This window comes from Aeoliella sp. (genome assembly GCF_965227375.1).
Lineage (GTDB): Bacteria > Planctomycetota > Planctomycetia > Pirellulales > Lacipirellulaceae > Aeoliella.
The window spans coordinates 2,405,605-2,422,997 of sequence record NZ_CBDDFX010000001.1 but is presented as its reverse complement, the minus strand read 5'-3'; the positions used below and the strand labels follow the sequence as shown (position 1 = coordinate 2,422,997).

Annotated in this window: 16 protein-coding genes; 4 read left to right on the top strand and 12 right to left on the bottom strand. The window is 62.5% G+C overall.

The features are described 5' to 3' along the window. Positions 1-29 precede the first annotated feature (29 nt). A complete protein-coding gene (locus tag ACQK2L_RS09965) occupies positions 30-1,466 on the bottom strand; it encodes a PQQ-dependent sugar dehydrogenase (RefSeq protein ID WP_425396807.1) in 1,437 nt (478 codons plus the stop codon). Positions 1,467-1,622: 156 nt separating this feature from the next. Next, positions 1,623-2,561: a DUF1559 domain-containing protein gene (locus tag ACQK2L_RS09960; RefSeq protein WP_425396806.1), complete on the bottom strand. Its 939-nt coding sequence runs from the start codon at positions 2,559-2,561 to the stop codon at positions 1,623-1,625. A gap of 209 nt (positions 2,562-2,770) precedes the next feature. On the opposite strand from ACQK2L_RS09960, the gene ACQK2L_RS09955 reads away from it, so the two are divergent. After that, entirely contained in the window at positions 2,771-3,802 is a 1,032-nt protein-coding gene (locus ACQK2L_RS09955) for a tetratricopeptide repeat protein (RefSeq protein ID WP_425396805.1), read from the top strand. Between the two features lie 93 nt (positions 3,803-3,895). On the opposite strand, the gene ACQK2L_RS09950 is transcribed toward ACQK2L_RS09955, so the two are convergent. From ACQK2L_RS09950 to ACQK2L_RS09925, 6 genes are all read right to left on the bottom strand, one after another. Next, positions 3,896-4,642, bottom strand: a complete 747-nt coding sequence (locus ACQK2L_RS09950) for a hypothetical protein (RefSeq protein WP_425396804.1) — start codon at positions 4,640-4,642, stop codon at positions 3,896-3,898. A gap of 111 nt (positions 4,643-4,753) precedes the next feature. After that, complete coding sequence (locus tag ACQK2L_RS09945) at positions 4,754-6,721, bottom strand: cytochrome b N-terminal domain-containing protein (protein ID WP_425396803.1); 1,968 nt, start codon at positions 6,719-6,721, stop codon at positions 4,754-4,756. 39 nt (positions 6,722-6,760) lie between these two features. Next, positions 6,761-7,339: a ubiquinol-cytochrome c reductase iron-sulfur subunit gene (locus tag ACQK2L_RS09940; RefSeq protein WP_425396802.1), complete on the bottom strand. Its 579-nt coding sequence runs from the start codon at positions 7,337-7,339 to the stop codon at positions 6,761-6,763. A 66-nt stretch (positions 7,340-7,405) separates the two neighbouring features. Then, positions 7,406-8,395, bottom strand: a complete 990-nt coding sequence (locus ACQK2L_RS09935) for a DHH family phosphoesterase (protein ID WP_425396801.1) — start codon at positions 8,393-8,395, stop codon at positions 7,406-7,408. Continuing rightward, on the bottom strand, positions 8,395-9,354 hold the full coding sequence (locus ACQK2L_RS09930) for a bifunctional riboflavin kinase/FAD synthetase (RefSeq protein WP_425396800.1): 960 nt from the start codon (positions 9,352-9,354) through the stop codon (positions 8,395-8,397). Before ACQK2L_RS09930 ends, ACQK2L_RS09935 begins: the two co-directional genes overlap by 1 nt. A gap of 110 nt (positions 9,355-9,464) precedes the next feature. After that, entirely contained in the window at positions 9,465-10,331 is an 867-nt protein-coding gene (locus tag ACQK2L_RS09925) for an NAD(P)H-hydrate dehydratase (protein ID WP_425396799.1), read from the bottom strand. A gap of 85 nt (positions 10,332-10,416) precedes the next feature. Here ACQK2L_RS09925 and ACQK2L_RS09920 point away from each other — a divergent pair, with 85 nt between their 5' ends. Next, positions 10,417-11,103 carry an NAD(P)H-hydrate epimerase gene (locus ACQK2L_RS09920; protein WP_425396798.1) on the top strand — a complete coding sequence of 229 codons (687 nt, stop codon included), beginning with the start codon at positions 10,417-10,419 and terminating at the stop codon, positions 11,101-11,103. Positions 11,104-11,122: 19 nt separating this feature from the next. On the opposite strand, the gene hmpA is transcribed toward ACQK2L_RS09920, so the two are convergent. Then, on the bottom strand, positions 11,123-12,358 hold the full coding sequence (hmpA, locus tag ACQK2L_RS09915) for an NO-inducible flavohemoprotein (RefSeq protein ID WP_425396797.1): 1,236 nt from the start codon (positions 12,356-12,358) through the stop codon (positions 11,123-11,125). A gap of 125 nt (positions 12,359-12,483) precedes the next feature. On the opposite strand from hmpA, the gene ACQK2L_RS09910 reads away from it, so the two are divergent. Continuing rightward, complete coding sequence (locus tag ACQK2L_RS09910) at positions 12,484-12,906, top strand: RrF2 family transcriptional regulator (RefSeq protein WP_425396796.1); 423 nt, start codon at positions 12,484-12,486, stop codon at positions 12,904-12,906. Positions 12,907-12,950: 44 nt separating this feature from the next. On the opposite strand, the gene ACQK2L_RS09905 is transcribed toward ACQK2L_RS09910, so the two are convergent. From ACQK2L_RS09905 to ACQK2L_RS09895, 3 genes are all read right to left on the bottom strand, one after another. Next, positions 12,951-13,997, bottom strand: coding sequence for a DUF3500 domain-containing protein (locus ACQK2L_RS09905; RefSeq protein ID WP_425396795.1), 1,047 nt, complete (start codon positions 13,995-13,997; stop codon positions 12,951-12,953). Positions 13,998-14,266: 269 nt separating this feature from the next. Continuing rightward, positions 14,267-15,109: a bifunctional DNA-formamidopyrimidine glycosylase/DNA-(apurinic or apyrimidinic site) lyase gene (gene mutM / locus ACQK2L_RS09900; RefSeq protein WP_425396794.1), complete on the bottom strand. Its 843-nt coding sequence runs from the start codon at positions 15,107-15,109 to the stop codon at positions 14,267-14,269. Between the two features lie 2 nt (positions 15,110-15,111). Further along, complete coding sequence (locus ACQK2L_RS09895) at positions 15,112-15,966, bottom strand: hypothetical protein (RefSeq protein WP_425396793.1); 855 nt, start codon at positions 15,964-15,966, stop codon at positions 15,112-15,114. A gap of 165 nt (positions 15,967-16,131) precedes the next feature. On the opposite strand from ACQK2L_RS09895, the gene trpB reads away from it, so the two are divergent. Next, positions 16,132-17,346 (top strand): tryptophan synthase subunit beta, encoded by a 1,215-nt coding sequence (gene trpB, locus ACQK2L_RS09890; RefSeq protein ID WP_425396792.1) that lies wholly within the window; start codon positions 16,132-16,134, stop codon positions 17,344-17,346. Positions 17,347-17,393: the final 47 nt, after the last annotated feature.

The following is a 17,393-nucleotide window of genomic DNA, read 5'->3' as shown; positions in this document are numbered from 1 at the left end:
CCCTCGACTTCCGTCGAGGGCTGTGCACCCTATTGTCGAATCGCGCGGCCTTGGTTGGTGAGTTTCAGCACCACGTCGGGTTTGTTCAGTAGCACGTAGACTGCGCCGCTGGGGTCGCATTGCACGTCGCGTACCCGGCCGGCGTTCTTGAGGATCAGTTCCTGGTGGATCACTCCGTTGTCGGAAAGCACCAGGCGGCGGAGTTCTTCGTGACCCAATCCGCCGACCAGCAGGTTGTTTTGCCAGCGGGGGAATTCGTCGCCGGTGCAGAACCGCGTGCCGCACACCGCGATCGACGGTACCCAGTACAGCACGGGCTGTTCCGTGCCGGGTAGCGTGAGGTCCTCGCTAATGATGGTGCCGTTGTAGTCGATGCCGTAGGTGGTCTTGGGCCAGCCGTAGTTCGCGCCCTTTTTGATGATGTTCACCTCGTCGCCACCCATGGGGCCGTGTTCGGTCTCCCAAATGATGCCGGTCTCTGGATGCACGGCGAGGCCCTGTGGGTTGCGGTTGCCGTAAGTGAACACGCTCTTCATCCCTTCGCTACCATCGGCGTAAGGATTGTCCTCCGGAATGCTACCATCGGGCCAAATGCGATGGATTTTGCCGTTCGGCCGCCGCGGGTCTTGCGCCTGCTCGCCGACGCCGCGGTCGCCCACGGCGATCAATAAATGCCCATCGTGGTCGAATGCCAAACGGCACCCGTAGTGATGCCGGGTTTCTGAGTAGCTGAAGTCGGGCGCTTTGAACACGTCCTCTTGATCCACCCATTTGTGATCGCGAATCTTGCCGCGGACCACGCGGGTCATGGTCTTCGTGTCGCGGTCGTCGGAGCCATCGAGCGAGTCGGCGTAAGAAAGATAGACCCAACCGTTCTCCTGGTAGTTGGGGTCGAGTGCAATGTCCATGTAGCCGCCCTGGTTCTGGGCCACCGCGGCGGGCGTGCCCTCAATTGGGTCGGGGTGCAGCTGGCCACCCGTCACCACGCGAAGCCGTCCGGGGCGTTCGGTAATCAGAGCCGTGTTGTCGTCGGTGAACACGATGCTCCAAGGAATCTCGAGTCCTTCGGAGATCCACTGCTCCACGCCCACATCGTAGTGCCGCGTAAGCAACTTCTCGGGAATCGGCGGGCGCTCGACGCCGGCGCGGTCCTGGGCGTCGTTGATAAATGCAATGACCGACCTGATCTGGCGATCGGACAACACGTCCTGGTAATCCGGCATGCCAACCGACGAAATGCCGAACTTGATGTTCCGCGTCAGGCTGCCGCCCCCTGAACCAAACTGCCAGACACCGTCGACCATGCTCTGGGTGTTGCCGCCGGTGAGGTCCTTGCCGTGGCACTGGGCACAACGCTGCATGTAGATTTGGGCGCCCTCCTGCACTGCCTCGCCGGAGGGAGGCTGCGCGATGGACGCTGTGGAGAGCGACAAGAGAACGATGAAGGTGGGGAGGTATTTGGTCATCGAGTGGGATTCTCGCGTAGGTGGTTCTTGGTAGGTCAATGCGGAAGGAAGTAGGGAAGCTCTGCGCAACGTCTTGCCCCTCCCCGCACCAAATGCAGGTGCGACCCTCCCGCAAACGGGAGGTTGGAGAGTGGATTGGGTCGCTTGTTTGTATGGTTACTCCACCAATAGTCCGTCGGCGCGGTGGCCTTGACGGCGGTGGATCTCGGGGTCGATGTCGTACGCTACCAACTGCACCGCGCCGTCGGCGTAGGCAAAGTAGCAACCCGCCTGATGGGCGCTGCCGAACTGCTTGTGCCCGGCCTCCTCCCCATCGGGCGCTACGGGCAAGTCGAGCGACGTGTAGCGGGCGGTATCGTTGCCGTGGCCGAGGAAGGCGTGCTGGTCGTCGCCCCAATCGTAGCCGCCAATCAGGCAACGCTTCTCGCCCACCAAATAGGTCAGCGACGTGCCGTCGGTGATTCTCGCAATCCGCACTTCGCTCCGCGGATAAAACACTCCGGTGGCGTCGGCCGTATTTTTCCAGTCGTAGTTTCCGTTCACCGCGTCGTCCAAAGTCTCTGGGCCCAGATCGCCGATCACCAGGTCGCCGGCGTTGGCCCCGTAATCGGTCTTGAACACCGACTCGGCCGGCTCTGCGTTGCGAACCTCATGCGAACCGCCGTAGGGGTAGAGACCCAGCGCGCGGCGGCTTGGGCAGTTGAGCGAGGCAACCGGCGTCGAGGCCACTTCGGCGCCTAGTTCGCGTTTGGCTTGGTCCGACGCGCCGCGACCTAACTTCTGCAGCGTGGTTTGCTCCATGTACGGCAAAATGGAGAACGCCCAACCGCCAGGCTGACGGCGATCGGAACCGCGATCGGGGTCGCCGGTCCACACGTACCCCCAACCACCAGATGGAAAGTGCCCCAGGGCGCTGTGGTGCGAGTGCATCGCGATGCCCACCTGGCGAAGGTTGTTCTGGCAAGTCCCGCGCCGCGCCGCCTCGCGCGCCGCCTGCACCGCGGGCAACAACAACGCGACGAGGATGCCGATGATGGCGATCACCACCAGCAATTCGACGAGTGTGAAGCCACGCGAAGGGCGGAGTCTAGGCATGCTGTCTATGTGGCGCGGTACAGGAAGGATTTGAGGCGGGAGTGGCGCGACTTTTCGCGAGCGGTGCAGTATAAACCACGCGGTCGCGCGATACCACAAGTACGCGGCGCCCCTTGGAAGACGAGATTCCATTTGCTGAATCCCGCATTATTGCAATAATTACAAGCAGTGGCGACTCGATGGAGTGCATTTCGCAGGGGAGTCTGCAGATGAGACGTTTTCCGTTGGCGTTGATTGTCAGTTGCGCAGCGATTGCCTTGGGCAGCATGCCAGAGTGCAACGCGCAGATTATCCGCACCGCGCCGGATATCAAAACACCGCGGAACTACCAGCCCGGCACCGGGGTGGATCGCAACGGCATCCTCTCGCGCCCATCGAACCGGCGGACCACGCATTACTACGCTCCCGGCGGCGGGTACTACTATGGTTGGTACCCCGGCGGCACCTACTACTACGGCGGCTCGTATTACTTTGCCGACGGCTACCTGTGTCCGTACTGTGGCGGGCGTTGGTGCAACGGGCGATGTCGCATCGGATACTATCCCATGATCGTGGGTGACGCCGGCGCACTGTTCGGGCCGCGGGCCGCACAGGAATTCCTGGGCGTGGGTGGCAACAACCAAAACGCCGGTGTAGTCAACCGCAATCCCATCCGCATCGCCGCTGCTCAAGCGCCAGTGGCGCCACCGAGGATTAGCAACCCCACGGCCAGAGCCAGGGCGTGGAAGTTCGTCGAGCACGGCGATCGCTACTTCCAACGTGGCAACTACCGGAAGGCGGCCGAGCGGTATCGCAAGGCGGAGTCGCAAGCGTCGGACATCGCTGATATCTACTTCCGACAAGGCTTCGCCGAGATGGGCGCAGGGCGGTACGCCGAAGCGGTGGTGGCCATGCAAGAAGGACTGGCGCTCAAGCCCGACTGGCCCGACTCTGGCTTTGTGCTCGAAGAACTCTATCCCACGGCCGAAGCGAAGCGCGAGGTGTTTCGGGAGTTGCACCGCTACGTTGCGGAGCACCCCAACAACGCCGACGCACTGTACATGCTGGCCGTGATGCAGTACTTCGATGGCCAGACCGAGGCGGCCGAATTGCGGTTCCGTCGCGTGGTCGAACTAGTTGGCGTGGCCAACCACGCGCGGGCGTTCTTGCCATTGGAACCGGCCGAAGCGCCGGCACCGCCGCCGAAAGATCCGCCGAACGATCCAAACGCAGCTGCGGCGGATGCGATGCTCGAGCAGTAAACTTGATAGTCGCCGTTCGCTCCGCGAACGAGTGCCCCATATTATTGAGGCGCGTTGCGCTCTAAACCTCGTTCGCGGAGCGAACGGGCACGATTAGATGTCTTGATGCAAACGTGTGGCAAGGTGATCGATCTGGCCTTTCAGATTGGCAAGCAGCAGCGCGGGGCTGGCGCCGCGGGCCAGCTCGCCATAGAAGCCGCTTGGTCCGCCTGGGCGTTGGGCAATGATGGCTTCGGCGGTGCGGCCGACTTCGGCCAGTTCGTGTTGCATCTCGACTACGCGGCGAGCGGCCGCGCGGCTGGCGTTCCACAGGCTGGTGAGCACGCGGACGAGTCCGCCGATCAACACCGCTTGCCCGGCAAGCGTTACGCCAACGCCCCATTGCCAGAAGCGGGGCTCCTCGCCAAACATGCCCATGCCCACCAGCGTCACCCCGCCAGCAGCAAGCCCCAACCCTAACACCAGGGCGAGCCAAGCCACGATCTGCATGCGACGGTCGCCCGCGCGTCGCGCTCGGGCGGCACGAGAGTAGTCAACGGTCGGTTTGCGTTGCTTGGTCGACTCGCTACCCGCCGGCAGCGCGAGCGTGTCGACCCAATGCAGCGTGGCCTCGCCGGTGTCGGAGTTGCTGCTTACCTTGAGCGGTGTGCGAAGCGAGCGGCCAATGTGACGCAGCCGCCGATCGGTCGACCACTCTTCGCTGGTGGTCGTTTCGCTAGCTTCGTGCTTTAGGGCTTCGGCCTTGCGACTGGCTGGCCGTCCGCAACGACTGCACTCGGCCGGCACCCCAGTCCCGGCGGTGATAGCAGGTACGTCTTGGCCGCAATGCTGGCACCACATGGTCGCGCAATCCTTAATCCTGTCGAGAACGAGCGATAGTCTCGTTACTTGCATCGACAGCGGCGGCGCGAAACTTTGACGATTTTGCGGATTAGAGAAAAGCCGATACGGCTACTCATCGCTGTCCGAAGCATCCGATTCGTCGTCGCCCTCTGCTTCCTCTGCCTCAGCGCCGGCTTCCGGTTCGGGCGAATCGGGCTCTTCCGACGCTTGCGCGACGGGCCAGTCGCGGCGCATCCAGCGGACGATCAGCGAGATATTCTCCTCAGATAATGTGTTGAGGTCCGGATTGTCCGGATGCGTGGCGAAGCCCGGCATCAGGCGATCGACCTCGTCGTAGTTGTCCTCGGAGTAATAGAACCGTTCGGTCTGCGGGTTGCGAATGAACTCGGTAAGCCACTCTTCGGAGGCGTAGCCGGTGAGGTCCGGTCCCGCGCCGACTTCCTCTTCGCCCAGCGAATGGCAATCGATGCAAGAGAACTCGTTAATTACCAGTTCCATGCCTTGCTCAATCTGCTCAGAGTCCTTCGCGTCCATCTCGCGCTGGTAGGGCAACTCGGCGAGCGACGAAATGGCCCAGGCGGCAGCCTTCACCTTCATCTGGAACGCTTTCTTCTCGTCGTCTGGCAGGTCGGCCAGCTCATCACCAATGGAGGTCTTCACCCAATCGACCATATCCCCTTCGGCGAAGATCGTATGCTCGAAATAGTTGGGCCCTGCAATTTGATCGGGGTTGAGCATTCCTTCCATCCACCGGCGGCTGCCAAAGCCGTACAGGTTCGGCGCGGTCGGTTCTTCGACGTGCACGGTAAGCAATGGGTCGTAGTCACTAGCCAGCTTCCTCGGTGTTGGATCGTGGTGGCTGTGGCAACTCGCGCAGTGCTGTTTGAACAATCGCCTGCCGGCGATCATCGGATCGTGCCGCGTCTGATCGCGCGCGCCCGCTACCGGGACACCCATCGACGCCAGTTCCACGGCCCGCTCGGCCTCGGCCTGAGCGAGCCGGAGATCGGCCTTGTAGTGCTGCGACTTCTCGGTCTTGCCGTTGTAGTCCTCGTAGAACGAAATCGCCGACAGGCTAATGATGCCCACCATCACGGCCAGCACGAACAACGTGTTGAACCGTCGGCCCAGGTTCCACTTGCCGATAAATGGCATCAGCACCATCACCAGCATGATTAGGCCGGGGATCACTTGCGAGGCAATGAACATGCCGCTCGCGCCTTGGAAGTACTTCAGCAGTTGGAACAAAAAGCGGAAGTACCACTCGGGACGGGCGGTGTTGAATTCGACTGTGGCGTCGCTCGGTGGGCCAAGTTCCGCGGGGCGCAGCATGGTGATGGTCCACACCGTGCCGATCACCGCCAGGCAGGCCACTCCATCGCGCAGCGCCTGATCAGGCCAGTACGGCGCGGAGGACTTTTCGGAATCCTCCTCGTCCGGTGTGTAACCATGGCGTCGGCCGACGGCCGCGTGCAATACCACCAGCAGCAACAGAATGCCCGGCAGCACGCCGGCGTGCAGGGCGAAGAACCGCGTGAGCGTGTGATGGCCGAACTCGCTGCCGCCCACGGCGATCGACTTCATGTCGTCGCCCACGCCTGGCGTCACGCCGGCAATGTTGGTGGCCACTTGCGACGCCTGAAAGCCGCGCTGGTCCCACGGCAACAGGTAGCCAGTCTGCCCGAGCCCAAACAGCACGATCATCATCGCCAGGCCGATCCAATAGGTTACTTCGCGCGGCGCGCGGTACGCACCGTAGATCACCACTTGCATCAGATGAATGGCAATCAGCACCATCACGGCCGACGACATGTAGTGATGAATGCCACGCAGCATCGAGCCGCCAGTCATCTCGTGTTCGATGTAGTACACGCTCTCCCAAGCGGTTTGCGTGCTGGGGCTGTAGTGCATCCACAGGAACAGGCCGGTGATGAACTGCACCACCACGGCGAACAACAGCGCGGTGCCCCAGATGTAACGCCACTTTGCCCCGCCGGGCACGCGTTGATAGAACACGGAATGAACCGCCCCGCGGAAGCCCGTCCGATTATCCAGCCAGTTGAGTATCGATTGCATGATGAACCGCGTGCATTTGTTTTCAGTAACCGCCCATCGCTAGATCGCTTCTCGCTCGGCGATGCCGCCTTTGAAGCGTTTGTAGTTCACCAGCACATCGCCGGTTTGCTTGTCGACCTTCACCTCCATCGGGTCGAGGTCGCGTGGGCTGACGCTGTTCTTGTCCAGGCGCTTGCCGGCGACGTCGAACACCGCGTTGTGGCATGGGCAGACAATGTCTTCCGCTTTCGCATCGTAGCTAACGATGCAGCCCAGGTGGGGACACGTGACGCTCAGCGCCACGGGCGTTTCGTTCTCGCTGGTGCGTCTTAACAGCACCGGGCGTTCGGACTGTGGCTCGTATAAGTTCCACTTGTCGGTCGGCTTGGGATCGACCACCGCAAACTGGCGCGGCACGCCGTCGGGCGGAATCTGATCGATCGATGCGACGCGAATCCAGTTGCCATCGTCGCTGGCAGCGCCGGAGCCTCTGCGTTTCTTGAGCACCGGATCGAGCAGCACGGCAACGCCAGCGGCCGTTGGCGCGAGCAGCGCCCCGATGCCCAACAGCGCGGCCAGCAGTTTGGTGCCAAACGATCGTCGGGGTTCGTTGGCTTGTGTGGTAGTATCTTCACTCATGGTTGTGCTCGCCTTCTATAATACTCACCGCACGGCGGTCGACATTTTTATGGACGAAGATTCATTTTACCCTATTTTATTGCACAGCTCCGCTACAACCAACTCTCGGGTTTTTTCTACCGATTCTGCGACGCGAAGCCCGGCAGCCGCACGATGGCCGCCACCGCCGAACACTTCGGCCACCGCTCGAACGTCCGCGTCGTTGCGACTTCGCAGGCTAACCTTGGTCAACTTGTTTTCCAGGGCCACGAACAGCGCTGCGACCTCGACGCCGGCGATGGTGAGCAGCCGATTGACGACATCTTCGCTGTCGCTCGGCTCCGAGCCGGTCGATGCAAAGTCGTCCAAAGTCGCCGCCGCGTGCGCCACGCGGCCGCCCGGCTCGATCCGAATATCCTGCAAGATGCATCCATGTAGAAGTACGCGTGCCAGCGAGTTCTGTTCGTACAACAGGCTGAAGATCCCCGCCGGCGAGGCACCGGCGGCCACCAGTTTTTCCACCGCTGCGTAGGTGATCGATCCCACCGAGTTGAATCGAAACCAACCCGTGTCGGTCGCGATCGCAGCGAACAACATAGTGGCCATCTCTTCGTTCAGAGAGACGCCCAGCGCTTCGATCGCTTCGAGCACCAAGCGGCCGTTCGCTTCGGCCGAGTCGTCTTTGAACACCACCGCATCCATGTCGTCGCCGCCCACGTGGTGATCGATCACTACCTTCTTGGCGGTCGACTCGCGCAGCACGTCGCCCATCGGCCCGACCTGCTGCCAGGCGCTGGTATCGAGCACCATCATCACGTCGACGTCGTTGGCCAGTAGCGCGGTGGGTAGAACGTGTTCGCCCAACACTTCGATCTTGTTATGCCGATCCATGAACGCGATGTGCGGCGGCACTGCGTCGGCGTTGACGACTCGCACCGTCTTGCCGAGCGACTCGAGCGCGGCGGCCATGGCCAGTTCGCTCCCCAGCGCGTCGCAGTCGGGGCGTTGATGGGTGGTGAGCACGAACGACTGGTGCTCGCCCACCAAGTCAACAAACGGTCGCCAGGCGATGGCCATCAAGTTCTCCCTACGGTTCGGCCGATGCTCGAAAGGTAGTCCGAAGCCCTCTGGCCCGCGACCGCCACGTCGGCTTTGAGTTGTTTGGTGAGTGCATCGGCGGAGTCGAACGCGCGCGTGTCGCGCAGTCGCTCGAGAAGATCAACTTCCAGAATCTGGCCGTACAGTGTCTCGTCGGTGCCAATCAGGTGCACCTCCACTTTGGTCGCCAGATCGCCGAACGTGGGATTGGGTCCCAGGTTCAGCGCGGCGGGCCATGCCCGATTGCCAAGCCACGCGGCTCCGGCGTACACGCCGTGGGCCGGTAGCAACGTGTCGACCCCTTCGAGGTTGGCGGTGGGGAACCCGAGGTCGGTGCCCCGCCCTGCCCCGTGAGTCACGAGGCCGCGAATGCGGTACGGCGAGGTGAGCCACTTTCGCGCCTCGCCCACGCGGCCCAGGCTCACCAGGTCGCGGACCCGCGAGCTGCTGATCATCGAGCCGTCGGTTTCAATCGGTTCGACGATGTCGAGCGTCATCCCTTCGCTGGCGGCGAACTCCGCCAGCGTGTCGACGTTGCCCGCGCGATTCTTGCCGAAGAAGAAGTTGGGCCCCTCGACAATCGCTCTGGCGTCAAGCACTTCGACGATCACACGATCGAAGAATTCGCGCGGGGAGAGCGACAGCAGTCCCATGTCGGTGGGATAGGCCACTACCCAGTCGATACCCAGCTCGGCCAGCAGCTCCGCCTTCCGCTCCGTCCAAGTGAGCGGCAACGGGCAGGCCTCTGGCCTCAAGAGTCGCGCCGGGTGCGGATCGAACGTAAACACCACCGCCGGGCCGTTGACTTCGGCCGCGCGCTGCCGCAGTCGTTCGATCAAACACGCGTGGCCGCGATGCACCCCGTCGAAGTTGCCTATGCTCACTGCCCCACCTCGGGCGATGGGCGGCAGGTCGTGAACATGGCGGATAACGGGCACAGGCGGTTCTCGGCACTCTCGATGGTCGGGGAAACTACAGTATCGAACGCACTGCCAGGAAGGTCAACGCGGGGCGGATGCTTACTACCGGCGAAACCAGCAATTCGGTATCAAAGCTGCTCGAAAGCCACCGGCAGGAATTCGATCAGGTCGGGCGCGATCAGCGAAACCTGCCCCACTTGCTCGGCAGCCAGATCGCCCGCCAGGCCGTGGACGTGCACAGCGAGTCGCGCGGCTTGCCATGCTTCGAGCCCCTGCGCGGCGAGCGCGGCCACGATGCCGGTAAGCACGTCGCCCGTGCCGCCGGTCGCCATGCCGGGGTTGCCCGTAGAGTTCACCGCGTACTGCTGGTTGTTGGCCACCACGGTTCCCGCGCCTTTGAGCACCACGATGGTCTGCCCCGAAGGATCGCGCGTGGCGAGTTGTAGCGCGGCTTTCGATCGCGTTGATGGTCGGATGCCGACGCTATCCCCAGTTAGCCGGGCAAACTCTCCGGGGTGCGGAGTGAGGATCCGCACCGCCGGCGGCGCCGAGAGCACCGCAGGCGACTCGGCCACCGCGTTGAGTCCATCGGCGTCGACCACCATCGGCGCGGTCACTTCGCCGTACAGTCGCTTGACGATGTTCGTCACGGCCGGCGAACGCCCCAGTCCCGGCCCCAGCGCCACGACGTCTGCCTTGGAGGCCAGCTCGAGCAGCGGATCGATGGCCGGTGTGTCGAATGTGTCGTCGTTGTCCGCCAGGCCCACGGTCATGTAGGCCGGCGCGAAACTCGCCACCACCGATTGCACGCATCGCGGCGTGGCAATGGTCACCAGCCCTGCACCGGAGCGCAGCGCAGCCATCCCCGACAGCGAAATGCTGCCTGCCATGCCCCGCGAACCACCAATCAGCAGCACGCGACCATAGCTTCCCTTGTGACCATGGCGGTCGCGAGGCTCCAGCTTCGGCAGCGGTTGAGAGGAAACGTCTTGCATAGGTGCATTCTATCACATGGGGTGGGCCAAGCTGCAAGCGGCCGGCCGTTGCAACTCGACCACTGATGGTGCGATAACTAACCGTATGAACTCTCCACGTGCACTTAACCGACAGCAGTCTCGCGAAGTCGACCGCATCGCCATCGAGGAGTATGGCATGTCGGGACTGGTGTTGATGGAGAACGCCGGCCGCGGTTGCGTTGATCTCTTGGAGCGGCGCGGCGTGCGAGGTCCGGTCGCCATCGTGTGCGGCAAGGGCAACAACGGCGGCGACGGCTTCGTTATCGCCCGCCACTTGTGGATCCGTGGTTACGAGCCGCGGGTGCTGTTGGTACCGCCAGCCGAAGAACTCACCGGCGACGCGGCGGCGAATTTTGCGATCCTGCGCAAGGCGCACGCGCAGATCGTTTATCTTTCGGAGGAAGGCGGCCCCGCTTCGCTACCCGAGGCCTTGGACTTCGCCGCCGATGGCTGTAATTGGTTGGTCGATTGCCTGCTCGGCACCGGCGCAACCGGTGCGCCGCGCCCTCCGTACGATGCGATCATCGAGTGGATGAATGCGGAGAACGCCAAACGCTTGGCCATCGACGTACCGAGCGGGCTCGACTGCGACACCGGTCAGGCGTCTCCCACCACGGTCCGCGCCGACGTGACCGCCACGTTCGTCACCACCAAGATCGGCTACAAACAACCAGCTGCGCGCGACTTCGTTGGCGAAGTGGAAGTGGTCGACATCGGCATTCCGCCGGGCCTGGTAGATCGCATCGCGTAGCTTTGCTGTGCACGCAGCGTCATGCCACCGCCGGGCTGCTGATTTCCTGCAGCGGACCAAAGTACTCGTAGCGGATGCGGTCCGGGCTCACGTCGAGTTGCGTTAGCGCGGCGTGCACCTCGGTCATAAACGGAGGCGGTCCGCAAAAATAAAACTCCGCGTCGAGATACGGCGTCCACCCGCGCAGAAACTCAACGTCGACCCTACCGGTGCTGTCGCATCGCCCTCGTTCCACGTCGTCGGCGAGCGGCTCGTCGTAGCGAACATGCACGTGGAAGTTCTCTTTCGAGTCCAGCTCGCGCAGCTCATCGGCAAACGCCTGCACGCGACTGTTCCGCGCTGCGTGCAAAACATACACGGGCCGATCTGCATCCTGATGGGCCAGATGGCGGGCGATCGACATCAGCGGCGTGGCGCCAATGCCGCCGGCCAGCAGCACCACGGGACGCGCCGCGTCGGGCGAACCGCCCAGCGTGAACTCGCCGCACGGCGGTCCCGCTTCGATCTTGTCGCCCTCTTGCACGCTGTCGTGCAGGTAGTTGGAGATCAAACCGTCCGGTGCATCGGCTGTGGCGCTCGACTCGCGCTTCACGCTAATGCGGTAGTAGCCCGCGCCAGGGCGATCCGACAGGCTGTAGTTGCGCGGCGAGGTGGGCGTGGTCGGATGGTCGACGCGCACCGTAATATACTGCCCTGGCTGGTAGTCGGGCAGAGGTCGATCGTCGCTGGGCCGCAGGTAGAACGAAGTCACCAACTCGCTCTCCGGCACTTTGCGATCCACCACCAACTCGCGGTAACCATTCCAGCCGCCAGGCGCATCGCGCTGCTCTTGGTAAATGGCCGCTTCGCGGTCGATCAGCACCCCGGCCAGCACCTGATAGGCGTCCAGCACGGCGTCTTCCACCTCCGGCGTGACCGCATCGCCCAGCACCTCTTTGATGGCCGCCAACAGGTGCTTGCCGACAATGGGATAGTGCTCCGGCTGGATGCCGAGCGAGCAATGCTTCTGAGCGATCAACTCCACCGCGCCGGCGAGCTCGCCAAGATTGTCGATGTTGCTGAAGTAAGCGCAAATCGCACCTGCCAGGGCCCGCTGCTGACCGCCGGCGTGCTGATGGGCCGCATTGAAATACGCCTGAACTTCCGGGTTCTCCCGAAACATCCGCGTGTAGAACGCCTTGGTAATCGTCTCGGCCAACGGCGCGACTGCGGGGGTAATCTGCTTGACGATCTCGATGGTGGTTGGTTGAAGCATGAATTCCTCGCAACTTGGTGAGCTTTGGAAGTAGCCGGCCCTGGGCAAAATCGTGTACAATAAGGTACAGGATACATCCTGCACGTCAAGGTGCAGAATAGCCCTCGCACACGAGAAACGCGACCATGCTATCCAAAACTGCCGAGTACGCCCTGCGGGCAATGGCCTACATGGCGGCTGAGTCCGGCCAGCCTGCATCGGCCGACCTGCTGGCCAAGAAAACCCAAGTGCCGCGCCGATACTTGCATCGTGTGTTGCAAGACCTGGTGGCCGCCGAGTTGGTGCGTTCGCGTTCCGGCCCCGGTGGCGGCTACGAACTGGCCCTGCCGACCAACAAAGTGACGATTCTCGACATCGTCAACGCTGTCTCGCCCATCGAACGAATCCGCCAATGCCCGCTGGGCCTCGAATCGCACACCCAGCTCTGCCCGCTACACAAAGAACTGGACCGCGCCTACGCGGCCACCGAGGCCTCCTTCGGCCGCGTGACGCTGAAGAAGCTGTTGAGTTCGACTAGTCCGATCAAGCCGTTGTGCGAGGTGGAGTAACGGACCGACGAGGCGTAGCTCGTCGGCTATAGTCCCCAACGGGCTTACCCCGCGTTGAGTTCCACCTCGGGATTGTCGGCCACGTTCACCCAGCAGTGGACGTGCGGTGCGCCGCGGAAGTGCCAGACGAACGCAGGGCCTTCGAGTCGCCAGTTGTCCCATACGCGGTCTTTGCCCAGGTCGTCCTCTTCGTAGAACGCCAAATGGCACGCGTCGAGGCCGCCGAACTTGTCGAGGCACGCCACGACTTCGTCCTGGTCGCTTTGGCGGTAGGGCTCGATCAGCTTCTTCAGCACCTTCTGCATGTGCTCTTTCTGATCACTCGCCAGCTGCGCGATGGGAATGCCCTGCAGCTCCTTCGCGGCTTTCTCTCCCGTGCCCTCGAAGTACACATCGTCCTCGGCGGGCATTTTGGGGTTCCGCACCAGCGCGGCCTCTTGCTGCTCGCCGTCGAGCATTTGGTACAGCTTGTTGGCTGCCTTGGCTTGCGGCCAGAAGACGTTGCCCGGATGGTCCGGCTTCTCGTCAAAGCCCTGCGCGGCGTGGCCGTAGAAGATCGGTCCGCCGAACGCCACGTGCGGCGTGGTGTTGCCGTCGGCCCGCAAGGTCATGTGCCGGCCGGTGAGCACCAACTCGCACTTGTCCGAGCCCGGCTCGCCGAAGATGGCGATGCTGTTCTGCTTGCCGAACCCGCCTGAGTCGTCCTTCAGTTGCTTATAGATCCGCTCGTGCCACTCGGGCTGGATGATGCCTTCGAGAATGTGCCGCACGATCTCGCGCTGGTCGTCGGTGTAGAAGTCGCTGGCCAAGTACTGCTCGGTAATGTCCCAGTTGGCCGACACGTGCGTGCGGAGCAGCCCGCGACCGTCTTCGTGATCCCAATCGAAGCAAACCGCCTCGCGCTGCTTGGGCGAAAGCGACTCGTACAGCACCTTGGTAAGCGACTCGGGTGTCGACTCTTTCTGCTTGGCCTCCGCGCCGAGCAACCGCACGTTGGGCAACGTGGCAGCGAGCCCCGCCCCAAGGGCTAATTTGCCGGTTTGGCTAAGAAACTCGCGACGATTGGCATTCCGCCCGTTTGGCAGCAGCATGGCTCGACTCCTGGAGAGAGGAAGGTGGGACGCGAGGCATTGTACCAAACCGCACAACGGAATTCATTCGCTTTGCCCCGTAGTAACGGAAATTATTCCGTTAGGCAGCCGCCCATCAAATCATTGGGCTACGAATTGAATAGCCACGAAAAGGCACGAAGATGCACAGAGAGGAGAAGCCGGAACCCTGGGCGACTATTCAACCCTACTACTTTTCGTGACTTTTCTTCCTCTTCGTGGCTATCTTTGGCAACGGAATGAATTCCGTTCTACGTCGGTCGCTTGCGTTGACAAGCCGCGCAGAAGAACGTCGACCGCTGCGCCTGCACAATGCGCTTGATCGCCGCGCCGCATTGTGGGCAGGGTAAGCCTTCGCGGCCGTACACGCGGTGCAGGTTCTGGTAGCCGCCATCTTGATTGAGCGCGTTGCGGTAGGTTCCGTCGCCCAGGGTGGAGCCTTCGTAGCGGATGGCTTCTTCGAGCACCGCCACCGCGGCGTCGGCCATACGCCGCCACTGGTCGCGCGTGAGTCGGTGACACGCCTTCTCGGGATGGATCCCGGCGACGTGCAATAGCTCGGCCGCGTACAAATTGCCAATGCCCGCGACGACCTTCTGATCGAGCAGCGCGACTTTGATCGCGCGTTTACTCTTGCTAAGTCGCGCGCGATATTCTTCGGCGGTCATTACCAGGGCGTCGGGGCCGAGTTTCTCGGGGCCCAACTCTTTGGCAAACTCCGCAGGTGAGTATAAGCGAACTTTCCCCAGCCCGCGACGGTCCCAGTAGTAGAACGACTTATAGCGCTTCCCCGACACGTCGAACCGCAGCCGCAAGTACATCGGGTCGGGCGGATCGGCCACGAGCACGAGCCCCGTCATGCGGGGCTCGATCACCAACCGGTCGCCGCTCGCCAGGACCACCACCACACGCTTGCCCACGCGGTCAATCGCTTCAATCGTCTGCCCTACCATCCGGCGGCGTAAGCGATCGATGCGCGGCGTCACCGCAATCGGCTTCCGCGGGCAGGGCAGCTTCAACACGTCGACCACCTGCCGGCCCACGATGGGCAGCAGCCCGCGACGCATGGTTTCGACTTCAGGAAGTTCAGGCATGGCTAGGTTGGAAGACTTCTGTAGATGCGATACCCGGCCCAGCGCAACACGGCGGCAGCCACGACGACGCCTAATAGGGCTCCTAGAGATATCAGCAGGAAGGGAATATACATCTCCTCCCAAAAAAATCGCACCATCGTTTGCTGCGCCAAGACTGCAGCGGCCACCAGCCCGGTGATGGGGGCCGACAAGAAGGGGATGGCCACGCCCAGCGGTCGCGGACGTTCGAGTCGCAACAAATAGCCCGTCAACAGAACAGGTGGCAGCAACAGCACCAGGAAAGCGAACATCCAGGTGGCGATCCCGTCGAGGCTTTGCGACCAATCCTGGGCGCCGAAAGCCATCATCTTTCCCATACCCGCCAACAACGCTGCTACCGAAGTCCACAGAAACAGGTAACGCATGCCGTACGAGGTTGACTGCCCGCCTTCAAGGCAAGCGTGAGCCGCGGTGCCTAGACGAATTCTGAACTTCCACCGAACCACCGCCAGCACCGCAAGGAACATCAGGTGCATCACCAACATGCCCACCAATGGCCCGAGCACGTCGCCGTCGCCACCCATGGCCAATACCAGGAAGATGCTGACGGCAACACCTGCCGGAATCCGCCACACCCAAGCCTGAGCCCCCAACGCGCCCCACACGGCGCAGAGCGCCGGTTGCACCCACATGGTGCCGACGACAATAAACATCCAATAGGATTGCCAAAGATCTTCGTCAATCACACTGCCCAGCGGCGAAACCAAAAGGTTCCAGAACCCTCCAGCAAACACCAACCCCAACGGCGCCCACCGCTCGCGCAGCTTTCGAGAGTCGACTTCGTCATCCGGCGGCGGGGTTTCAGTCGATTCGGACATAGACAATACCGGAAGGAAGTGGGGGCGCTAGACTACCAATAAACCGCACCGGCGCGGCCGGTTCCACCCCTGAGGGCCCGAATCCTGAATCCTGCCTTCTTCTGCTCGCCCTTGAACCCTCGCCGCTGGCAGCCGACAATCAAAGGTCAAAGGAAACCAATCACCATGAGCAATACCCCCACCACTACCGCTGTGCCCGACGCTGCCGGGCGGTTTGGCACGTTTGGCGGCCGCTACGTGCCCGAGACGCTGGTCAAAGCGCTCGATCAGTTGACCGACGAATACGCCAAGGCGAAGGCCGACACCGCGTTTCAAGAAGAGTTGACACACTTGCTGCGCGACTTCGTGGGCCGCCCTTCTCCGCTGTACTACGCCAAGCGGCTGAGCCAGCAGTGCGGCGGCGCGCAGATTTATTTCAAACGCGAAGACGTCAATCACACCGGCGCGCACAAAATCAACAACACCATCGGCCAATGCCTGTTGACCATCCGCATGGGTAAGGGCCGCGTGATCGCCGAAACCGGCGCGGGGCAGCATGGTGTGGCCACGGCCACCGCGTGTGCCCACTTCGGCCTGCCGTGCGTGGTGTACATGGGCGAGGAAGACATTCGCCGCCAAAAGCCGAACGTGTTTTCGATGAAACTGCTCGGCGCCGAGGTCCGCCCGGTAACCAGCGGTTCACGCACTCTGCGCGACGCAATCAACGAGGCGATGCGCGACTGGATGAGTTCGGTGGACGACACGCATTACATCCTCGGCTCGGTCGTCGGCCCGCACCCGTTCCCGCAAATCGTCCGCGACTTCCAATCGGTGATCGGCCGCGAGACGATCGATCAGTGCCAAGAGCGACTCGAGCGACTGCCCGACGTGGTGGTCGCTTGCGTGGGTGGCGGCTCGAACGCGGCCGGCATGTTCTTTCCGTTCATCGAGCACACTGAAGTCGAATTGGTGGGCGTCGAAGCGGGCGGGCGGAGCGATAAGCCGGGCGACCACGCCTCGCCGCTCACGTACGGTCAGCCGGGCGTGCTGCATGGGTCGTTCAGCTACGTGATGCAGGACGAAGACGGCCAGACTTGCGACGTCCACTCGATGAGCGCCGGACTCGACTACCCAGGCGTCGGCCCCGAGCACAGCTATTGGAAAGACACCGGCCGCGTGCAGTACACCAGTTGCGGCGACACGACCGCGATGGACGCATTCGACGCCACGGCCGCCAGCGAAGGCATCATGCCGGCGCTCGAGTCGTCGCACGCGGTCGCCAAAGCAATGGAGATCGCCAAAGAGCGCAAGCCCGACGAAGTGGTGGTGGTCTGCCTCTCCGGGCGCGGCGACAAAGACGCCATGGAAATCGCACGGCTCAAGGGCGTGGACTTTGGGTAGTCCGACCTCGTCACCCAGGCGCCCGCATTGGACCCGGTTCAGTCTCC